The organism is Sphingomonas alpina, from assembly GCF_014490665.1.
In the GTDB taxonomy this organism is placed as follows: Bacteria; Pseudomonadota; Alphaproteobacteria; order Sphingomonadales; family Sphingomonadaceae; genus Sphingomonas; species Sphingomonas alpina.
This window is the reverse complement of record NZ_CP061038.1, coordinates 1,134,690-1,153,146: the sequence shown is the minus strand read 5'-3', so window position 1 is coordinate 1,153,146 and position 18,457 is coordinate 1,134,690. Positions and strand designations below refer to the sequence as shown.

General features: G+C 65.9%; 16 protein-coding genes and 1 pseudogene. 8 read left to right on the top strand and 9 right to left on the bottom strand.

Annotation, left to right across the window (positions count from 1 at the left end; all coding sequences use genetic code 11):
* Positions 1-12 precede the first annotated feature (12 nt).
* From dgcN to H3Z74_RS05285, 5 genes are read left to right on the top strand one after another with little or no spacing between them, the layout of a single operon-like run.
* A complete protein-coding gene (dgcN, locus tag H3Z74_RS05305; protein ID WP_187764182.1) occupies positions 13-1,011 on the top strand; it encodes an N-acetyltransferase DgcN in 999 nt (332 codons plus the stop codon).
* Positions 1,008-1,997: an N-acetyl-D-Glu racemase DgcA gene (dgcA, locus tag H3Z74_RS05300; protein ID WP_187762910.1), complete on the top strand. Its 990-nt coding sequence runs from the start codon at positions 1,008-1,010 to the stop codon at positions 1,995-1,997. The genes dgcN and dgcA overlap by 4 nt, the downstream gene beginning before the upstream one ends.
* Complete coding sequence (locus tag H3Z74_RS05295; RefSeq protein ID WP_187762909.1) at positions 1,994-3,562, top strand: N-acyl-D-amino-acid deacylase family protein; 1,569 nt, start codon at positions 1,994-1,996, stop codon at positions 3,560-3,562. Before dgcA ends, H3Z74_RS05295 begins: the two co-directional genes overlap by 4 nt.
* A complete protein-coding gene (locus H3Z74_RS05290) occupies positions 3,559-4,809 on the top strand; it encodes a dicarboxylate/amino acid:cation symporter (protein WP_187762908.1) in 1,251 nt (416 codons plus the stop codon). The genes H3Z74_RS05295 and H3Z74_RS05290 overlap by 4 nt, the downstream gene beginning before the upstream one ends.
* Positions 4,810-4,831: 22 nt before the next feature.
* Complete coding sequence (locus tag H3Z74_RS05285; protein WP_187762907.1) at positions 4,832-5,671, top strand: phytanoyl-CoA dioxygenase family protein; 840 nt, start codon at positions 4,832-4,834, stop codon at positions 5,669-5,671.
* A 432-nt stretch (positions 5,672-6,103) separates the two neighbouring features.
* Here the strand turns inward: H3Z74_RS05285 and H3Z74_RS05280 are convergent, their stop codons facing one another.
* The 3 genes from H3Z74_RS05280 to H3Z74_RS05270 form a co-directional block, all read right to left on the bottom strand.
* On the bottom strand, positions 6,104-6,571 hold the full coding sequence (locus H3Z74_RS05280) for an SRPBCC family protein (RefSeq protein ID WP_187762906.1): 468 nt from the start codon (positions 6,569-6,571) through the stop codon (positions 6,104-6,106).
* A 38-nt stretch (positions 6,572-6,609) separates the two neighbouring features.
* Positions 6,610-6,999 carry a putative immunity protein gene (locus H3Z74_RS05275; RefSeq protein WP_187762905.1) on the bottom strand — a complete coding sequence of 130 codons (390 nt, stop codon included), beginning with the start codon at positions 6,997-6,999 and terminating at the stop codon, positions 6,610-6,612.
* A gap of 81 nt (positions 7,000-7,080) precedes the next feature.
* Positions 7,081-8,115 (bottom strand): saccharopine dehydrogenase family protein, encoded by a 1,035-nt coding sequence (locus tag H3Z74_RS05270; RefSeq protein ID WP_187762904.1) that lies wholly within the window; start codon positions 8,113-8,115, stop codon positions 7,081-7,083.
* Positions 8,116-8,215: 100 nt separating this feature from the next.
* Here H3Z74_RS05270 and H3Z74_RS05265 point away from each other — a divergent pair, with 100 nt between their 5' ends.
* Positions 8,216-8,845, top strand: coding sequence for a TetR/AcrR family transcriptional regulator (locus H3Z74_RS05265; protein WP_187762903.1), 630 nt, complete (start codon positions 8,216-8,218; stop codon positions 8,843-8,845).
* 3 nt (positions 8,846-8,848) lie between these two features.
* Here the strand turns inward: H3Z74_RS05265 and H3Z74_RS05260 are convergent, their stop codons facing one another.
* The 3 genes from H3Z74_RS05260 to H3Z74_RS24325 are packed head-to-tail and all read right to left on the bottom strand — an operon-like array spanning position 8,849 to position 12,766.
* Complete coding sequence (locus H3Z74_RS05260) at positions 8,849-10,714, bottom strand: amidohydrolase family protein (RefSeq protein WP_187762902.1); 1,866 nt, start codon at positions 10,712-10,714, stop codon at positions 8,849-8,851.
* Positions 10,715-10,719: 5 nt separating this feature from the next.
* Positions 10,720-12,111 (bottom strand): S9 family peptidase, encoded by a 1,392-nt coding sequence (locus H3Z74_RS05255; RefSeq protein WP_229726908.1) that lies wholly within the window; start codon positions 12,109-12,111, stop codon positions 10,720-10,722.
* Positions 12,068-12,766: a TolB family protein gene (locus H3Z74_RS24325; protein ID WP_229726907.1), complete on the bottom strand. Its 699-nt coding sequence runs from the start codon at positions 12,764-12,766 to the stop codon at positions 12,068-12,070. The genes H3Z74_RS05255 and H3Z74_RS24325 overlap by 44 nt, the downstream gene beginning before the upstream one ends.
* A 139-nt stretch (positions 12,767-12,905) precedes the next feature.
* On the opposite strand from H3Z74_RS24325, the gene dacB reads away from it, so the two are divergent.
* The gene (gene dacB, locus H3Z74_RS05250) at positions 12,906-14,378 is read left to right on the top strand and encodes a D-alanyl-D-alanine carboxypeptidase/D-alanyl-D-alanine endopeptidase (protein WP_187762901.1); all 1,473 of its coding nucleotides are present in this window, start codon (positions 12,906-12,908) and stop codon (positions 14,376-14,378) included.
* Positions 14,379-14,484: 106 nt separating this feature from the next.
* Here dacB and H3Z74_RS05245 read toward each other — a convergent pair.
* Positions 14,485-15,245 (bottom strand): annotated as a pseudogene (locus H3Z74_RS05245) (IS5 family transposase).
* A gap of 78 nt (positions 15,246-15,323) precedes the next feature.
* Here H3Z74_RS05245 and H3Z74_RS05240 point away from each other — a divergent pair.
* Positions 15,324-15,587 carry a hypothetical protein gene (locus tag H3Z74_RS05240; RefSeq protein WP_187762900.1) on the top strand — a complete coding sequence of 88 codons (264 nt, stop codon included), beginning with the start codon at positions 15,324-15,326 and terminating at the stop codon, positions 15,585-15,587.
* Positions 15,588-15,797: 210 nt separating this feature from the next.
* Here H3Z74_RS05240 and H3Z74_RS05235 read toward each other — a convergent pair whose 3' ends face one another.
* Together H3Z74_RS05235 and H3Z74_RS05230 are read right to left on the bottom strand one after the other, a co-directional pair.
* The gene (locus H3Z74_RS05235) at positions 15,798-16,817 is read right to left on the bottom strand and encodes a serine hydrolase domain-containing protein (protein ID WP_390901765.1); all 1,020 of its coding nucleotides are present in this window, start codon (positions 16,815-16,817) and stop codon (positions 15,798-15,800) included.
* A complete protein-coding gene (locus H3Z74_RS05230) occupies positions 16,817-18,319 on the bottom strand; it encodes an MFS transporter (RefSeq protein ID WP_229726906.1) in 1,503 nt (500 codons plus the stop codon). Before H3Z74_RS05230 ends, H3Z74_RS05235 begins: the two co-directional genes overlap by 1 nt.
* Positions 18,320-18,457: the final 138 nt, after the last annotated feature.

Below are 18,457 nucleotides of genomic sequence, written 5' to 3'. Positions count from 1 at the left end.
AGGCTCATGGCGATGATCCCTACTCCCTATCTCCTCTACCTCGGTCACAGCACCGACCCCGTCGGCATCAAGACCTCGCGCGGTCTCGCCGTATTTCGCCGCGATGCCTGTGTCGGCGAGTTCCGGTACGACGACTGCCCCTTCACGCTCGACCTGCCGCGCATGACGCTCGCCGAGGGCGCCGCGGCGGGCGCGCGCACGCTGGTGCTCGGCATCGCCAATTCGGGCGGCACAATGGGCGAAGACCTGATCGCCGATGCCATCACCGCGCTGGAGGCCGGGATGAACGTCGCGGCAGGCCTGCACCAGCGCTTGCGCGACGTGCCTCGCCTGGCCGCACTGGCCCAGGAACGCGGCCTGCAGCTGTTCGACGTCCGCGACCCGCCAACGGACCTGGTCGTCGGCAACGGCTATGCCCGTGCCGGCCACCGCCTGCTGACAGTCGGCACGGATTGCTCGGTCGGCAAGATGTATACCACGATCGCGCTGACCGACGCGCTTCGCGCTCGCGGCGTGACCGCCGACTTCCGCGCGACCGGCCAGACCGGCATCCTGATCGCGGGCGCAGGCGTGCCGGTCGATGCGGTCGTCGCCGACTTCATCTCCGGCGCGATCGAGCAGCTCGCTCCAGCGCGCGCCGATGGCGGCTGGGACGTGATCGAGGGACAGGGATCGCTGTATCACCCGTCTTTCGCCGGCGTTTCGACCGGCTTGCTGCACGGCGCCCAGCCTGAGGCGATCGTGATGTGCGACGATCCGGTCCGCCGCCATATGCGCGGCATCCCCGGACGCGCGCTGCCCGGCCTCAAGGAGTGCCTGGAGATGAACCTGCAAGTCGCGCGACTGACCAGTCCTGGCGTGCGTGCGGTCGGCATCTGCCTCAACACCTCGGCGATGGAGCTCGATACGGCGCGCGCGCTGTGCGAGGCGACCGCCGCCGAACAAGGCCTGCCCTGCACCGACCCGATGCGCTTCGGCCTTGAGGGCGTGATCGACCGATTGCTGCAATGAGCCGCACGCTCCAGGCGCAGCACGACCGGTTCGAACTGATCGCGCCGTTTCGCATCGCCCGAGGAGTCAAGACGGCGGCCGATGTCGTGACCGTCACGATCAGCGATGGCGTGGCATCCGGGCGCGGCGAAGGCGTGCCCTATCCGCGCTACGGCGAAAGCATCGAGAGCACGCTGGCCGCGATCGAAGGTGCGAGGGCAGCGATCGAGGCAGGCGCCGATCGACAGGCGCTGTTGTCGCTGCTGCCGCCAGGCGCCGCGCGCAACGCGGTCGACTGCGCACTGTGGGACCTCGAAGCGCGCCAGTCGGGCAGAAGCGTGGCGAGCCTGATCGGCGCGCCAGAGCCGCAGCCGCTGGCGAGCGCGCTGACCATCGTCATCGACTCGCCTGAGGCAATGGCGCGAGCCACCGCCGCGCTCGCCGCCGCACCGCTGCTCAAGATCAAGGTCGATGCCAATGACCCCGCCGCGCAGATCCGCGCGGTGCGCAATGCTGCACCCGATGCTGCGCTGATCGTCGACCCCAATGAGAGCTGGAACCAGGCACTGGTCGAGGCACTGCAGCCATTGCTGATCGAAACGCGGGTCGCGCTGCTCGAACAGCCGGTGCCGGCCGACCATGATGCGTGGCTCGAAGGGTTTACCTCGGCTGTGCCAATCTGCGCCGACGAGTCGGTCCATGTCGCCGCCGATCTCGATGTGATCGCGCGCCGCTATAGCCATGTGAACGTCAAGCTCGACAAGGCCGGCGGGCTGACCGCAGCGCTCGAGCTGGCCCGGGCGGCGCGCGCGCGTGGGCTTGGGCTGATGACTGGCTGTATGGTCAGCTCCTCGCTTTCGATCGCCCCTGCCCTGCACGTCGCGCGCCTGTCGGACTTTGTCGATCTTGACGGCCCGATCTGGCTCAGGGAGGATCGACCCGGCGGTGTCACGGACGAGAGCGGTATGCTCGCCCCGCCGGCTACAGGCTTTTGGGGAACGATATGAACCGCATCGCGCGCGTCCTGGCTGTAGCGACCATCCTGACGAGCGCGTGCGGCGCTGCACCGGCGCGGCAAAGCGTCGACCTGCTGATCCGCGGCGGCACTATCTATACCGGATCGGACGCGCCGTTCGTCGGCGATGTCGCGATCAGTGGCGACCACATCCAGATCGTTGCCGCCCATGCCGATGTCACCGCCAAACGTGTGATCGACGCCACCGGGATGGTGGTAGCGCCGGGCTTTATCGATCCGCACACCCATATGGGCGACGCGCTTGCCTCCGCAAATCCCGCGACCCGCCTGATCCCGCCTTTCCTGATGCAGGGCGTGACCACCGCTTTCATCGGCAATGACGGTGGCGGTTCCCCGGATATCGCCAAGGTGCTGGGCAGTGTCGCGGCAAAGCCGGTCGGGATCAATTTCGCCGCCTATGTCGGGTTTGGCGCTGTTCGGACGAAAGTGGTCGGCGCCGCTGACCGTGCCCCCACCACCGCCGAATTGGCGCAGATGAAGTCGCTGACCGCGACCGCGATGTGCCAGGGTGCGATGGGCCTGTCGACTGGCCTGTTCTATGCGCCGCAAAGCTTCTCCAAGACCGATGAAGTGGTCGCGCTGGCCGCCGAAGCCGGCCGGCATGGCGGCATCTATGACAGCCATATCCGCGATGAATCGAGCTATACTGTCGGCCTTGCCGCCGCGATCGACGAAGCGATCACGATCGGGCGCGAGGGCAAGCTGCCGGTGCATATCTCGCACATCAAGGCGCTGGGCGTGGACGTGCAGGGCCAGGCGGCCGCGATCATCGCCAAGGTCGAGGCCGCGCGCCGCGCCGGGCAGGACGTCACCGCCGACCAATATCCCTGGTCCGCATCGGGCACGAGCCTGACCGCATCGCTGATCCCGCTCTGGGCGCAGGATGGCGGGCGCCCGGCGCTGCTCAAGCGCTTCGACGATCCCAAGCTTGCCGAGAAGCTACGCACCGGCATGACCGAGACCTTGCGCAAGCGTGGCGGCGCGGCATCGCTGCTGATCACCGCCGGCCAGTTCAAGGGCCGCACGCTGGCCGACATCGCAAAGGCTCGCAAGGAGGACCCGCTCGCCGCCGCCATCGCGGTGATCCGCATCGGCGATCCAGCGGTCGCCTCGTTCAACCAGATCGAGCCCGACATCGCCGCCTTCATGAAGCAACCCTGGGTGATGACCGGATCGGATGCCTCGACCGGCCATCCGCGCGTCTATGCGACCTATGCGCGCAAATACGCCAAGTACGTCGCCGCCGATAAGGTGCTGACCCTGCGCGAATTCATCGAGCGGAGCTCGACGCTGACCGCCGATACTTTCCATCTTGAGGGACGCGGGCATTTGAAGCCCGGCGCGTTCGCCGATGTGGTGGTATTCGACCCCAAAAGCTACGCGCCGCGCGCGACCTATGAGCAGCCGACGCTGCTGGCGGTCGGGGTGCGCACCGTGCTGGTCAATGGCGTGGTCGCGGTCGACAATGGCGTTCTGACGAAGCGCGCCGCCGGACGGGCCCTGCCGCGCAAACCGACCCCAGGCAGCTGTTCTTGAGCCTGCTCCGCACCTGGTTCACGATCGCCTTGTGGAAGCGCGTGCTGGGCGCGCTCGCGCTCGGGCTGATCTTCGCGCTGGTGTGGCCGTCGGCGACGCCGGCGGTCGCCTTCATGGGCGATCTGTTCGTGCGCGCAATCCGCATGCTGGTCGCGCCGATCGTGCTGATCACCATTGCGTCGGGCATCACCGCGTTGGCCGATCCCAAGCGGCTCGGCGGGCTCGGCGCGAAAACCATCGGTCTGTTCGCCTTCACCACCGCGGTCGCCGTGTCGGTCGGCATGCTGGTCGCCGCGCTGGTACGCCCGGGAGTCGATGCGCCGCTCGGCACCGCCGTCGCGCATGCGCTCGGCACGCCGGTCACACCCTATGACCAGTTGATCGGCATCATCCCGCTGAACATCGTAGAGGCACTGGCCAAGGGCGACATGCTCGCGCTGATCTTCGTCGCGATCCTGTTCGGCGTCGGGACTGTGGTTGCGGGCGAAGCAGGCAAGCCGTTCGCCGCGCTGCTGCAATCGACCTCTGCGGTGCTGCTCAAGATCGTCGGGATCGTCATGGAAGCGACTCCGTTCGGCGTGTTCGCGCTGATCGCCGGTGCGGTCGCCGCCAATGGCGCGGCGGTGTTCGTGCATGTCGGCTGGCTGGCGCTTGCCGTCGTGCTCGGATCGCTGATCCAGATCCTGGTGGTGCACAGCCTGTTGCTGAAATTCGCTGCCCGCCTGCCCGTGCTGCCCTTTTTCCGCGGCATCGTCGATGCGCTGGTCGTCGCCTTTTCGACTGCGTCGAGCTCAGCCACGCTGCCAGTTGCGATGCGCGTGGCGGAGAGCAATCTCGGCGTCGGCCGGCCGGTCTTCTCCACCGTCCTCCCGCTCGGCGCGAGCATCGGCAAGGACGGGACGGCGATGTATGTCGGCCTGCTCAGCATGTTCGCATTACAGGCGTTCGGCACGCCGCTCACGCCCGGCGTCTACGGCCTGGTGCTGCTGACCGGCGCGCTCGCCGCGTTCGGCACCGCGCCGGTCCCTTCAGCCTCACTGTTCATGCTTGCCGCCGTCCTGTCGGCAGTCGGTATTCCGCCCGAACAGACGGCTTTGGTCGTCGGCTTCGTGCTGCCGTTCGACCGGCTGCTCGACATGACCCGCACGGTGCCGAGCGCAAGCGCCAACCTGACGGTCGCGACCACCGTCGCGCGCTGGGAAGGCGAACTCGACGAAGAGATTTACCGGTCGCGGCGCGACGACTGAACGAGCGATGGAAGGAACGGCAATGGCGAGCAAGGATCGGGACGACATCGCCGTCGCCTATCACCGCGACGGCTATGCGATCGTGCGCGGCGTTTTCACCGCGGCGGAGATCGAAGCGGTTGGCGCAGCGGTCGACCAGATCCATGCCGAGGGCGTACAGCACGGCCGCAGCTTCCGGCACGGCAATCTGTTCTACAATGTCGCGGACGGCACAGATGGCCCGGTCGTGCGGATGGCACAGTGGCCGTCCTATCACCAGCCGGTGCTGAACGCGCTGCGCACCGACCGTCGCGTCGCCGGCATCCTCGAACCGCTGATCGGCGGCGACCTGAAGCAGATCATCAACCAGCTGCACTGGAAAGCGCCCGGCGGTCAGGGCGATTTCGCCTGGCATCAGGATTCGCGCTTTCGCAAGCCGGATGCGGCGTATCGTAATCTCGGCACGTCCTATATCCAGACCGGCCTCGCGATCGACCCGCACACCCACGATTCCGGCTGCATGAGCTTCATTCCGCGCAGCCATTTGCGCGGCAATCTCGATCTGGATTCATCGATTGAGGTACTGGGCAGATCGATGAGCGATTCTGCGCTGCTCTCCGCCGACCTGTCGCCGGACGATGCGGTCGACGTGGTGCTCGATCCCGGCGACCTGGCACTGTGGAGCCCCTATCTGGTCCATGGCTCAGGCACCAACCGGTCGAGCCATCGCCGCCGCCTGTACATCAACGGCTATGTCCGCGCCGAGGATTGCGACCGCGGCGAATGGGCATTCCGGGCTGGCGAGCCGGTGCCGCTGGGTCCCGAACCCGCGCTGGTCCATTACGAGGAGCTACACGAGCGCGGCGAGCCGCATTACGTCTAGAGCCAGAGACTTTAAGTAACTCTTTTCCGTCATACCCGCGAAAGCGGGATGCCCGCTTTCGCGGGAATGACCAGGTGGTTCAATCAAACCTCATCCCAGTCTAGCGGTCCACGCAAAGCTGGCTGTTCCTGGCTGTTATTCGCTGATAACTTTTTTCCTGGCTGTTAAATCGAGCTCCAGCGTCCGAATTCACAATGCTTTTCAGCATCTTACTGGCTACTGGCTGTTAACGAATAACAGCCATGGAACAGCCAGGTAACAGCCAGGTAACAGCCAGCTATCAGCCAGCTATCAGCCAGCTATCAGCCAGCTTAAATCAGTTCTCCGACCATGTGAAAGAGCGCGCCGGAGTCCGAAATGGGTCCGCCGGGCGGTCCAATGCCATGGTCGCCACCAGCGTTGAATCGACGTCAATTCCACGTCGGAGGCGCGCTATTCGGTAAAGGCCGCAAGATTGTCGAGCGTCGAGCCGAGCCCGACCGCATGGTCCTCCGGCTTGATGCCCGGCGGCACATTCTCGCAGATGATGCGCACCTCAGTGCCGTCGGGCACCGGCGTCAGCGACCAGGTCATGGTCATCTCGCCGGCAAAGGCCGGGTCGTCGGATCTGAATTCGACGACCTGCACGACGCGCTCGTCCCGCACCAGCCTCACGAACTGTCCGCGAACTACATCGGAATCGGCCGATGCCTTGCCCGATGTGCCTGCCGGCAGTTCGTCATAAGTCAGGGTCATGCGGTAACGCCCGCCTTCAAACGGCTGGAACAGCTCGATGCTGCCCGTCATGCCCTCAGGCGGCAGCCAGATCAGCCAGGCATCGGCATCGACAAAGGCGCGATACAGGGACTGCGGCGAGGCCTTGATGATCCGCGATGCCGCATCGATGCGTTTGTCGCCCATGGTCCTGATCTCCCTGCTTCAACGCAGTGAATGCGGCGTCACGGCACAAGGTTCCGAAGATGAGACGGCAAATGGAGGCGCTGCCAGTTCCGTTCTGCCTCTGCGTCCCCTCCCGCAAATGCTTTAGCCTTCAGTGCATAGGTCGCGGCATGGGGGGCATGTGTGACGACATGCGCGGTGGCCGCAGCGTGCCCGGCCGCGCGGGCTGCGGCGGATCCGGCAGGAGTGGCAGCGTCGCGCGCCGCCGCATGGGCGGCAAAGGCATGATCGCGCGCGCCGGTCATCGCCAGATCGCCGCTTTCCCATTGCCGCGCCGCCTGGATTGCCTGTCGCGGCCTGGCATCGTCGGGATGCTGCGCTTCGAACAGATCCAGTACCCGCTCGGCACAATCCGCCGCCCATAAAGCCAGTTTCCGGTGATCGCTCATGACGGACGTCGTATCATAACAGGCGCGGCAATGGACCGCGCTGGAAACGGCAGCGTGCAACAATGCCAAGGCGGGCAAAGGTCAGGCCGCGTCCTGATAGACAACCCGCAACGTGTCCGGCCCCAGCGCATCCAGAAAGGCGCGGGCATCGAAAACATCACCGAGCGTGCGCGTACCCGCCTTGTCCCAAGCTTCGCCGGCCAGCAGCCGCTCGACCGCCTCGACGATGATCGGCGCGGTGATGGCGTAGATGTCCTGGCCGCTGGCGGTTGCGCGGCGTACCCGGTCGCCCGTTCGCACCAGCACATCCATGGCGAAGAGTTGCGCCGAGCGTCCCTGCGCGTCGCTTGGCTGGGGCGGTGGTGTCGCCGGATCACGGAGGTCACGCAGCGGCGCCAGATTGATCCAGCTGTCGATCGTTTCGGGGCGCAAGTGATGCGCGAGCGTGATCATTTCGGTGAGCGGGAGCATGACCATGTCCTGATCCCCGAACGGCGCAGGGAAGCTCCAGTGTCGGGTCGGCGCCGGATCCGGAATCACTTCCAGCCGGCCCTGCCGCTGCATCAGCCTTTTGGCGGTGTTGCGCTGACCGGTCACACGCGTGCCGCTGGTCGGATGCCAGCTGTCCAGGAACATCGCCACGGTCACTTCGTCGACCGGCCCGGATCCGTCATGAACCGCGCCGGCAAGCAGGTCGGCGAGTCCGCCATAAAATGCCGCCGCGGGCAGCAGCACGATACCTGCCTGCCGGGCGGCGGCGTCACGGGTTGCGATGATCGCTTGCACCGTCTGCTGTTCAGCGGTGACGTCGAGATAGGGGATGCCGGCACGCAGCGCGGCGTCGATCACCGGAATCGCGGTGTCCATGAAGGGCCCGGCGCAATTGATCACTGCGGCCGCCCCCGACAGAGCGTCATCGAGCGAGGTCGGGTCGTCCATGCCTGCTGCCCGCACCGTGATGCCCGGTGAAGCCGCTTCGGCGGCCAGCTTCTGCTGGTCGCGCCCAACCACAATCACCCCCAGACCGCGCCGCTTCAGCTCGGCGACGACGAAGCGCCCGGTATGGCCAGCGCCGCCGATGACGGCGACGATCTTGTTTTCACTCGCGATGCTCATGATATCACCCTCGACGCTACAGACCTGTCTGTTCTAATGATACAGATCTGTAGCGTCGTCAAGCATTCCGGTGTAGCAATGCCGGCGGCGACCGGATTTCATGAGGTTGGACGGAGTGAAGCAAAACCAGACCGAGCCGGGCGAGAACGCCGCAAGCGTGCGCGACCGGATCCTGCAAACGGCAGGCGAACTCTTCTATCGCGAGGGAACGCGCGCGATTGGCGTCGACCTGATCGTCGAGCGCGCGGGTGTCGCCAAGACCAGCCTGTACCGGCATTTCCGCACCAAGGACGATTTGATCGAAGCGTTTCTGCACAATGAGGATCGGGATTTCTGGGCGCAATGGGATGCGGTGGCGATCGCCCATGCCGGCCAGCCCGCGCAGGAGCTCGACGCGCAACTGGAATGGATCGGCGAGCGCGTCGCCCGCCCCGGCTATCGCGGCTGTCCGCAAATCAACATCGCGGCCGAATATGCCGATGAGGCGCATCCGGCGCGCAAGGTCGCGGTTGCGCACAAGGCGGAACTGCGCCGGCGCCTCGCAGCGCTGGCGAGTGAAATGGGCATAGCGGATCCCGACCATTTCGCCCTGCAGATGGGAGTGGTGATCGATGGCGCGCTGAGCAGCGGCCGCGCGCTTCACGAGGCGGGCCCGGTGTCCTTCCTGCAGAGGATTGCCCACACGATCAGCGCTGCGTCGCTGCCACCCGAGGCTGCCGCCAGCCGCTGACCGTCAGGGATCGGCACGGTAGAAGCGCAGCCTGGCCAGTTCGAGCCAGGCCTTGCCGTCGGGCGGACCATCGAGCCGCACGATCACCGCGCGTAGCCGGGCCGGATCGAGCACGGCCTTGTCGTCCCGGCTGCGAAAGGCGCTGAACGGAATGCGGATCTCTTGGCGGCTTTGATCCGCCGCGAACGGTGCTGCGAAGTTCGCGCTGCCGTCCAGGCCGTAACTGTCGAACAACAGCCGGTACTGCCCCGCGCCGCGCGCCTCGAACGCCACGCCGGCGAAACCGCGCGCATCGGCGAGTTGCACGGCGCCTTTGGTGAGCGGCAGGATCAACTGCGCATAGGGCTTCGGCGCCGAGCCGAGATGCGCGACCATGAACAGCCTCTTGTCCTCGCCCTGATCGGGGCGGGCAAAATCGAGATGGCTGTGGTCCACGCCTGAGTCGGTGCTTTCAACCGGCAGCGTGTCAAGATCGGTCCGCCCTCCCCGGCCCGCGCCGGTATCGATCGGCCCCGTCATGCGGTGCAGTGGCAGGGGCGACATCGCAGTGCTGTCGAGCGCGTCCCGGAGCGGCTTCAGCGGTACATCGCGCCCCGACACGAACACGCGGCGGACATCGTAGAGATCGTCGATCCGCTCATCGGGCTTGCCGCCGACCAGCACCAGGTCGGCGCGCTGGCCGGGCGCGATGCGGCCATGGTCAGCGCTTTCGCGCAGGATCCCGGCGCTGGCCGCGGTCGCCGCCACCAGCGCCTCGGCCGGGGTATGGCCAAGCAGAGTCAGCCAGCGCATCTCGCGGATCGTCGAGCTGCCATGATAGACGCCGCCGATCCCGGCATCGGTGCCGATGCCGATGCGGATCCCGGCCGCCTTAAGCCGCCGGACATTCTCCCGCATGATCGTCCAGCGTTTCGAGTCCAGCTCGGGGATCGGCTCGATCGGCCGGGCCAGCCGTTCCTGCTCCTGCGCGCGTTCGGGCGGGCGCAGTTCGCGCCATTCGGCGGGTGTGAAGCTGCGGTCCTGTTGCGGCTCATAGACCACCAGAGTCGGGACATAGCCGGTACCGTTCGCCTTCATCAGTGCGATCAGCTCGTCATCGACCAGCGCGTCGCCGACGCCGTGGCCGAGCGCATCGACCCCGGCCGATGCCGCCAGCTTGGCGCCGGCCAGCGTGACGGTGTGGGTGATCACCGGAATATGCGCGGCATGCGCATCGCGCACGATCGCGGCGAGTGTCGGCTGGTTCATGCTGTCCAGCCCCGAACCGCGGCCATAGCGCCAGCCATCGGCGAATACCTTGATGACATCGGGCTTGTACGCGAGCGCCCGCGCCATGGCGAGATGAGCGGCGCGCGGCGTCTGCACCTGCAGCGTGAAGAAATTGCCCCAGCCATATTCGGTGCCGTGCCCGCCGGGCACGCCGAAGCGGATCGCGAGCTTCAGGTTCGGTGCAGTCACAGTGCCAGCAGCCCCGGTCGACTGGCCGGTCATCTCGCGGATCGGCGCGATCATTTCGCCCGAGACGGAGAATTCGTTCACCGTGGTCACACCGTGGCGGAGATAGCCGGCATAGGATTTGGGCAGATCGTCAGGCCCGTCGAACGCGGGCGAGCGCATATGGGTGTGGAGATCGTGCAGCCCGGGGATGAGGGTCAAGCCCCGCGCATCGATCACCTTGCTGCCGGCCGGGGCGCGTATCTTCTTGCCGACCGCGACGATGCGGTCGCCGTGGATCAGGACATTTTCCACCACCGCCGGCGCGCCGCTGCCGTCGAACACACGCGCGCCCCGGATCAACGTGGTTCGATCATCGACCGAGGGCGAGCCGATCCCGGCCACCGCCGCGACCAGCGCCAGCGAATTGCGCAACCAGATCAGGGCAGTGGTTCCTTACGCATCAGCGTCTGAGCCAGGAAGGCATCGGCCGCACGGTAGCTGGCCAGCCAATTGGCATAGCGCTGAAAATCGTGGCGCTCATCGGGAACGGTCAGGAAACGGAAGGGAATCCGGCGCGCGGTCAATTCGCGCACCAGCAGCACCGACTGGGCGAAATCGACATTCTTGTCGTCATCGCCATGGATCACCAGGACCGGCGAGCGCCATTGGTCGATCGAGCCCATCGGCGATGAGGTCCATTGCAATTGGCGCGCCGCCGCCTGCGCGTCGGGCGAGAGGTTGTTCTCGACCGCGCGGAGCATGGTGTGCACGCCGTGGAAATCCACCCCGGCGGCGAACAGGTCGCTGTTCCGCGCCAATGCCAGTGCGGTCAGATAACCGCCCCAGCTGCCGCCCCAGATACCGATCCGTGCCGGATCGACGTGAGACTGCGCGGCAAGCCAGCGCCCGGCGGCGAGGATATCGCGATATTCCGACGCGCCGCCGCGGCCTGTCTCCGGGGCATTGCGAAAGGCGCGGCCATAGCCGGTGCCGCTGCGATAATTGACCGCCAGCACGTCATAGCCCTGCGCGGCGAAATGCTGGTTGAGGATATAGGCGTTGGAATAATAGCCGCTCGGATGAAAGCCGAGCAGCATCTGCCGCCGCGGCCCGCCATGTGCGAAGATCAACGCCGGATGGCGGCCCGGACCGCGCGCGCGGAACAGCTGTGCATGGACCTCCACACCGTCAGCAGCCTTGAAGACTATTGCCTCGGGCGTGACGAAATCCTGCGCCGCGACTTTCCTGCCGAGCGGCGTCATCGCGCGATCCACCAGCACCGGATGCGCGGGATGCGTCGCATCGGTCGCAATCGCCGCCAGCGCATAACCCCCCGGCGTTGGAAAACTCTCGATGCCAGATCCTTGCGTCACGCGAAGCGGTGCGCCACCGGAGAGCGGCACGCGCCAGACATGCCGGCGATCGATATCGCCCGCATTGGCAGCATAGATCAGCGATTGCCCGTCCCGGCCGAGCAGGAAACTCTCCACCTCGAACGCGCCCGGGGTCAGGTCACGCGGCTCTCCGCCCCTTGCCGCATCGATCGCGAAGGGATGCACCCAGCCACTGCGTTCCCAGGGAAAGACGAGTTGCCCGTCCACGCCCCAGAACAGGTTGCGACTGCGCGTGCCGTAATAGCGCGCGCCATCGCCCGCCGGCGCGCTCCACAATGCGCGCGATGCGCCGCTCGCGGCGTCGGCGATGCGCAGCGACCAGTAAGGGCCGCTTTGCGCGGTCGCACCTGCAGGAGGATCGACATAATGGATAAAGGCGATCGCCTTGCCGTCAGGCGAGAAGATCGGCTCGACCGAAAAAACCGAACGAGGCATCGGGATAGCGGACGTTGGTGCCGGCAAGGTCGAGCAAGCCGACAAAACTGTGATCGTCGCGATTGTCGACGAACAGCAGCCGCGTGCCATCCGGCGACCATTGCAGCCGCGTCACCTCTCCTGCGACGTTCGCAAGCCGGCGCGACGTCGTCCCGTCCCACAGCCAGATCGCACCCTTGCGAGTATAGGCAAGCCGCGCGCCGTCGGGCGCGAAGGCCGGCGAATGCCCCTCCCCCACCGCGACCGGCGCGGCGTCGTCCGCACTGCCGACAAAGACCTGCTGTTTCGGCGACAGGGTCGCGGAGGCGGTATTGGGGATCGAGCCGTCGGGAAATTCCTCGTCGCCGCCGCGCACAAAGGCGATGCGCGTCCCGTCGCTGTTCAGAACGACATCGTAGAGTTGCTGCCCGTCATCCGCGGCAAAAGCCGTGACTTGCCGTGCAGGTTTGCCGCGATCGGCGACCCAGACATTGCGCGCGCCGGCCTGGTTCTCGACCCAGGCGAAGCGCGCCGCGTCGCGCGCCCCGGTCAGGTCGCCGGCCACGGGCAGTGCGAGCGCTGCGGCAAGCGGATCGGGTTCGGACGGCGCCGATGCACCCGTCAGCATCAGCGCCGCAGCGCATGCGATCAATCGAAAAGCGGTCTGCCATGCCATGCGGTTGTTCTGACCCGCGCGCACTCCTCCGACAAGCATGGAACGCCGCGGCTATGCGCATCGGTTATGGCCGCGCCAACGCTCTGAATGAGCGGTGCCCGGTTGCTCCCCGCGCCATTCCTTCTAGGCTCAAGCCATGATGCCATCCAAACCCACCATCGCGATACTGGCCCTGACCCTGCTGGCCCCGGCGCTCGCCCCGCCGCTTGCTGCACAGGAGGCGCCATCGCTTCAGCAGCGCGTCGAGACGACATTCGCCGAGGCGGCGCCCGGCACGCGGTTCGGGCTGGTCGTCACGACCGAGGACGGGCGCGAGATCATTGCGATCAACCCCGACCAGCGCTTCATCCCCGCATCCAACACCAAGATCTTCACCACCGCCGCTGCCTTCGCCACGCTGAGCGGCCTCGATCAGCCGGATGCCGATGGCGGCACAGCCGTGCGGCTTGAGCCGTCCGGAAAAGGCGCGCCTGACCTGGTCCTCGAAGGCCGTGGCGACGCATTTCTGTCCAGCGCAGCCGATTGCACCAGTGATTGCCTTGCCACTTTGGCCGACGCGGTCGCTGCAAAAACACGCGTGGTGCATGACGTGCGCGGCGATGACAGCCTGTATCCCAACCAACGCTGGGGCGCGGGGATGAGCTGGAACAATATTCCGACGCGATCGGGTACCGCCACATCGGCGCTGACGCTTGACGACAATGAATTGCCGCTGCGCGTGACGCCCGGCGCGGTCGGCGCCAAGCCGCGGGTCGATCTGTCACCCTATTACAATGTTTTCAACACCGCGGTGACGGTGGCGACGGGCAAGACCGATCTGGAGTTCGACCGCGCGGCGAACGGCAAGCTGGTCAGCCTGAGCGGGACGATCGCGGCGGATGCCAAACCCGAAATACTGCTCCTCGGCATCGACGAGCCAGCGCTTTATGCCGCCTGGACCTTCAAGCGGATGCTCGAGGCGCGCGGCGTGCGGGTGACCGGGACGGTGACCGCGCGGCATCGCCCGCTGGGCCCAACCGACGACCCGGCGATCCGCAAGGGCGCGCCTGCGCCGCGTCCGCCGCGCGAGCCGGTACTGGCCCAGCTCACCCCGCCACCGCTGGCGCAGGACCTGACGCTGATCAACAAGGTCAGCCAGAATTTGCATGCCGAGCTGATGCTGCGCCGGATCAGCCGCCGCAGCGGCAGCGGATCGATCGCCGATGGCACCGCTGAAGTGCGCGCGATGCTGGAGCGCGCCGGCGTGCCGCGCACCGCTTACGACTTTTCCGACGGCTCCGGCATGTCGAGCTATAACCGCGTCGCCCCGCGCGGCGTGACGATCCTGTTGCGCTGGATCGCCGGCCAGCCCTGGGGCGCGGCCTATCGCGCGACGCTGCCGATTGCCGGGGTGGACGGGACTCTGTCCAAGCGCTTCGTCGGCACCACGCTCGAGGGCAAATTGTTCGCCAAGACGGGCACACTCAACGCCAGCTCGGCGCTGTCGGGCTATATGACCGGCAGGAGCGGGCGGATGCTGATCTTTTCCGTCTATGCCAATGACATGCCCGAAGGGACCAGCGCGACCAAGCTGATGGACCGCGCGCTGGAGCTGGTTGCGGCGGAGAATTGATGCGGCATAGGCGAGCATGACGGGAGATATGGGACACCGGTTTGTGTCATATCCCGGGCTCTCCGCCTCGACGACAAATCTCCATAATATCATTATTTATCAGATACTAGGCCGTAGACTCATAAACACGCAGCCACAGGCGCATTGAGGCGAGCTGGATCATGGCGAGGAAGTTTGCGGGCAACTTGTCGTAGCGGGTGGCGACACGGCGGAAGTGCTTGAGCTTCGAGAAGAACCGCTCGATCAGGTTGCGCTCGCGGTAGAGGCGCTTGCTGAAGCAGGGCTTCCACTTACGGTTACTCTTAGGCGGGATGTTGGGCGTCGCACCCTGATCCTGGATCAGCTCCCGGATGCGGTCGGCACCGTATGCCTTGTCGGCCAGCACGATAGTGCGCGGGCCGAGGTGATCGAGAAGCCGGTCTACGATCTGCCCGTCGTGCGTCTGGCCCGCAGTGAGGCCGAGTCGGATCGGGAGCCCTTGCGCGTCGACGACGACGTGGATCTTGGTCGTAAGCCCGCCTCGGGAGCGACCGAGACAATGGTCTGCCCCCTTTTGCCGTCGCAGCCTGTTGGTGAGCCCGGATCGAAGTGCTGTCGATCATCTGGATGTTGCCGTCGTGCGCGGCGCTGATGACGTCCATCAACCGATCCCACACGCCCGCCTGCCGCCACCGATTGAACCGGTTGTAGCAGGTGGTGCGTGGGCCATAGCGATCGGGCAGGTCGCGCCACGGTGCTCCTGACCGCAGCACCCAGAAGGTGCCGTTCAGCGTTCGTCGATCATCGACGCGGCACGCCCCTGGGCTTGTTGGGCAAGAGCGGCTCGATCACGCGCCACTCGAAGTCGGTCAGATCATATCGGCTCATGCTGCGCTTGAATCATCAACCGGTGACCGAGGGAAGGCCGGACTTGATCTCGAACCGTTGTGCTCGCATCCATAGTCGATGGCGGTAACACTGCTCCCTTTATCGAACGGACACTACTCGCTGGAGTTCGAGCCCATGGACCTGCCGTCGGTGGAATCGGCCATTCGCGACCACTACGGCGTGCCCGACAAGCGGCAATATCCGACATCTGCCGAATATCGGTTCGGCGGATGCAGTTTCACCTTTCAGAACGAGTGGGATGATCCCTGCCTTATCTCTGGCTCAGCCGAGGGCGACGAAATCCTCAGGAACCTTCACAAGGCCCTCGACACCGCCAATTGACCGCGCCAGCCTTTATGGGTTCACGACCTAAGTTCACATCGCGAGCACCTCGCCTTGGATAGCTCCAAGTATATCTTCCTCTGTCATCCCCGCGAAAGCGGGGATCCCGCTGCTTGGCCATAGCCAGAATAATAATAATAAGAAGAAGAAGAAGCGGGATTCCCGCTTTCGCGGGAATGACGGTGACGAGTTAGTCAAGGTCACCCTGCCCTAGCCCTTCACCTCTTCCCAGGCATTCACCACCGCATCCCCGATCGCCGGCCGCAGCACGAAGATGCCGCTGTCGCGGTGGCGCGTCGGGTGCACGCGGTTGGTGAGCAGGGTCCAGGCCAGGCCACGCTCGAAATCGATCCACAACCCGGTGCCGGTGAAACCGGTATGGCCGATCGTCTCTGGCGAGCAGGCATCGCCGCCGGGCCAGCCGGCGAAGCGGCGTTCCCAGCCGCAGGTGCGGTCGCCATTGGCCGGCTCGCGGATTGCCTTGAGCATGGCCGGCGACGCACCGCTGCCGTCGAGCAGGCCTTGCGCGAAATCCAGTACGCCGGCGACGGTGCCGAACAGGCCGGCATGGCCCGCATCGCCGCCGAGCGCGGCGCAATTCTCGTCATGCACCTCGCCTTTCAGAACGCGGCCGCGCCAGGTGCAGGCCTCGGTCGCAACCGCCGGTCCGGGCGGTGGGCCGTAACTCAGGCCGGGAGCGAGCGGCCAGTCCGAGAGCGAGGCGCCGGTGATGCGCTCGATCGCGATGCCGAGCAGGATATAATTGATGTCGGAATAGACCGAAGGCCCCTGTTTCCATTCGCGCTGCAACACGAAGGCGCGCAGCCGGGCGGGATCGTCGCCATAGGTATAGATCGGCTCGACCGCCGGCAGGTGACTGCGATGCGCGAGGCAGTCGCGGAAGGTCAGTTTGCGTTCGGCTGCATTGAGCAGGTCATATTGGCGCAGATCGGGGATCGCGTCGGTCAGCGGGCGATCGAGATCGATCCGCCCCTGATCGGCAAGGCGCAGGATCATCGTGGTGGTGGCGATGACTTTGGAGACCGAGGCGAGGTCGAACCAGTGATCCTCGGTCAGCAACTCAGGTTCGGGCACCAATGCGGCGTGACCGGCGAGCTTCACGGCGCGCTGTCCGTCGGCAGCGAGCACGCCAAGCATGGCGCCCGGGATGCGGCCATCGGCGACCGCGGCTGCTGCGGGCGCGAAAGCCCGTTCGACCAGTTCCTGCATCATATCGTGTCATGATCCGGCGCGCGCGGTTTCATCCGGCCGATGATCGGCAGGAACAGGATCGCAGCGAGGCTCAGCACGCCGGACATGACGAAGAAGGCGTCATAGCCGATGGCTTTCTGCATCGAGCCCACTGCCCCGGCAAGGAGCCGCGCCAGCAGGAATGCGAAGCCCGACAGAAAGGCATATTGCGCCCCGGGGTAACGCGGGTTCACCAGCATCGAGAGATAGACGACGAACACGGCGCCGGCGAAGCCGTTGCCGAACTGATCGGCGGCGGTCGCGATATAGAGGACGGTGTTGCTCGGGGCCTGATGCGCCAGCCAGACAAAGCCGAAATTGCCGAATGCGGCGAGCGCCGCACCGAGCGCGAGCGTCCACGACTGCGACCAGCGCGTCGTCAGCCAACCGCCCAGCGCCACGCCCGCCATGCTCGAAAGCAAGGCGACAAGGCCATCCGCGGTGCCGATCTGTGTCAGCGTATAGCCGATCGATTTGACCAGCGGCTTGGAAAGATTGAGCGCGAGTACGTCGCCCATCCGGTACAGCGATACAAAGGCGAGGATCGCCAGCGCGCCATAACCGAAGCGCCAGAAGATATCGACATAGGGGCCGATCGCGGGAGACTTGCGAAACCAGGCCGTCGGCGGCGCGCTGCGGATCGTCCGTAGCGTCAGCGCCATGATGATGAACGGCACCATGCAGATGATCAGCACGACCGGGGTCACATTGCTTTTCGAGCTGATCCCGGCGGCGGCGGCGAGTTGCAGCACCACCGACCCGATCGCCGCCGTCACGGCCGCCGCGACCGCGAGGATCACCGCGCTCGCGACCAGCCCGGTCGCCAATGCCACCCAGCGTCCCCCGCTGCCCTTTATCTCCGGGCGCATTCCCACCAGCAGCGGGAATGGCAGGAATGCCGCCGTCGCGATCAGCAGATAGGCCTGTGTCCAGCCGGCCTGGTCGGCGACGAGCAGCGCGCCGCTGCCCGCCGCGACCATTGCGGTACGATATCCCCATAAATTGGCGGCGACGATCGGCCCCTGCTCGTCCTGGGTCGGCGCGAGTTCGATACGCCAGGCATCGGCCGCGACCTCCAGCGTCGTCGTCCAGAAGGCCAGCAGCACGGCAAACAGGGCCGTCACTGCGAGGCTTTTGTCGGCCGCGGTAAACGCCATCGCCGCCATCGAGGTGAAAATGCCGAGCTGCGACAGCATGATCCAGCCGCGCCGCTTGCCCCAAAAACGACCGAAACCCGGCACGTCGAACCGGTCGAGCAGCGGCGCCCACAGGAATTTGAACGTCGGCAGCAATTGCACCCAGCCGAAGAAACCGATCACGACAAGTTCGATGCCATGAGCCGTCAGGCGAAGCTGCAGCACCGTCGAGAACATGTAGAAGGGCAAGCCGGCGGAAAAGCCGAGCAGCACGTACAGCGCCATGCGGCCGAGGCCCGGCCGGATGGCGGGTGCAGCCGCCCCGGTCGATGCAGCTTCAGTCAAGACGGAGCGCCGGGAACTAGGGTCAGAACAGGCGGCATCACAGCTCCATCGGCCAGGGTCGGCAGCACGCTCGACCGCCCATAAAGATCAGTCAATGCCGCACTGTGGCACAGGCGCAACGCTATTGGCCATGTTTCA

What these genes read in the sequence shown, in the direction of transcription:
- dgcN (WP_187764182.1), top strand. Translation starts at nt 13, where the DNA reads ATGATCCCTACTCCCTATCTCCTCTACCTCGGTCACAGCACCGACCCC.
- dgcA (WP_187762910.1), top strand. Translation starts at nt 1,008, where the DNA reads ATGAGCCGCACGCTCCAGGCGCAGCACGACCGGTTCGAACTGATCGCG.
- H3Z74_RS05295 (WP_187762909.1), top strand. Translation starts at nt 1,994, where the DNA reads ATGAACCGCATCGCGCGCGTCCTGGCTGTAGCGACCATCCTGACGAGC.
- H3Z74_RS05285 (WP_187762907.1), top strand. Translation starts at nt 4,832, where the DNA reads ATGGCGAGCAAGGATCGGGACGACATCGCCGTCGCCTATCACCGCGAC.
- H3Z74_RS05280 (WP_187762906.1), bottom strand. Translation starts at nt 6,571, where the DNA reads ATGGGCGACAAACGCATCGATGCGGCATCGCGGATCATCAAGGCCTCG.
- H3Z74_RS05275 (WP_187762905.1), bottom strand. Translation starts at nt 6,999, where the DNA reads ATGAGCGATCACCGGAAACTGGCTTTATGGGCGGCGGATTGTGCCGAG.
- H3Z74_RS05270 (WP_187762904.1), bottom strand. Translation starts at nt 8,115, where the DNA reads ATGAGCATCGCGAGTGAAAACAAGATCGTCGCCGTCATCGGCGGCGCT.
- H3Z74_RS05265 (WP_187762903.1), top strand. Translation starts at nt 8,216, where the DNA reads ATGAGGTTGGACGGAGTGAAGCAAAACCAGACCGAGCCGGGCGAGAAC.
- H3Z74_RS05255 (WP_229726908.1), bottom strand. Translation starts at nt 12,111, where the DNA reads ATGCCTCGTTCGGTTTTTTCGGTCGAGCCGATCTTCTCGCCTGACGGC.
- H3Z74_RS24325 (WP_229726907.1), bottom strand. Translation starts at nt 12,766, where the DNA reads ATGGCATGGCAGACCGCTTTTCGATTGATCGCATGCGCTGCGGCGCTG.
- dacB (WP_187762901.1), top strand. Translation starts at nt 12,906, where the DNA reads ATGCCATCCAAACCCACCATCGCGATACTGGCCCTGACCCTGCTGGCC.
- H3Z74_RS05240 (WP_187762900.1), top strand. Translation starts at nt 15,324, where the DNA reads ATGGCGGTAACACTGCTCCCTTTATCGAACGGACACTACTCGCTGGAG.
- H3Z74_RS05235 (WP_390901765.1), bottom strand. Translation starts at nt 16,817, where the DNA reads ATGCAGGAACTGGTCGAACGGGCTTTCGCGCCCGCAGCAGCCGCGGTC.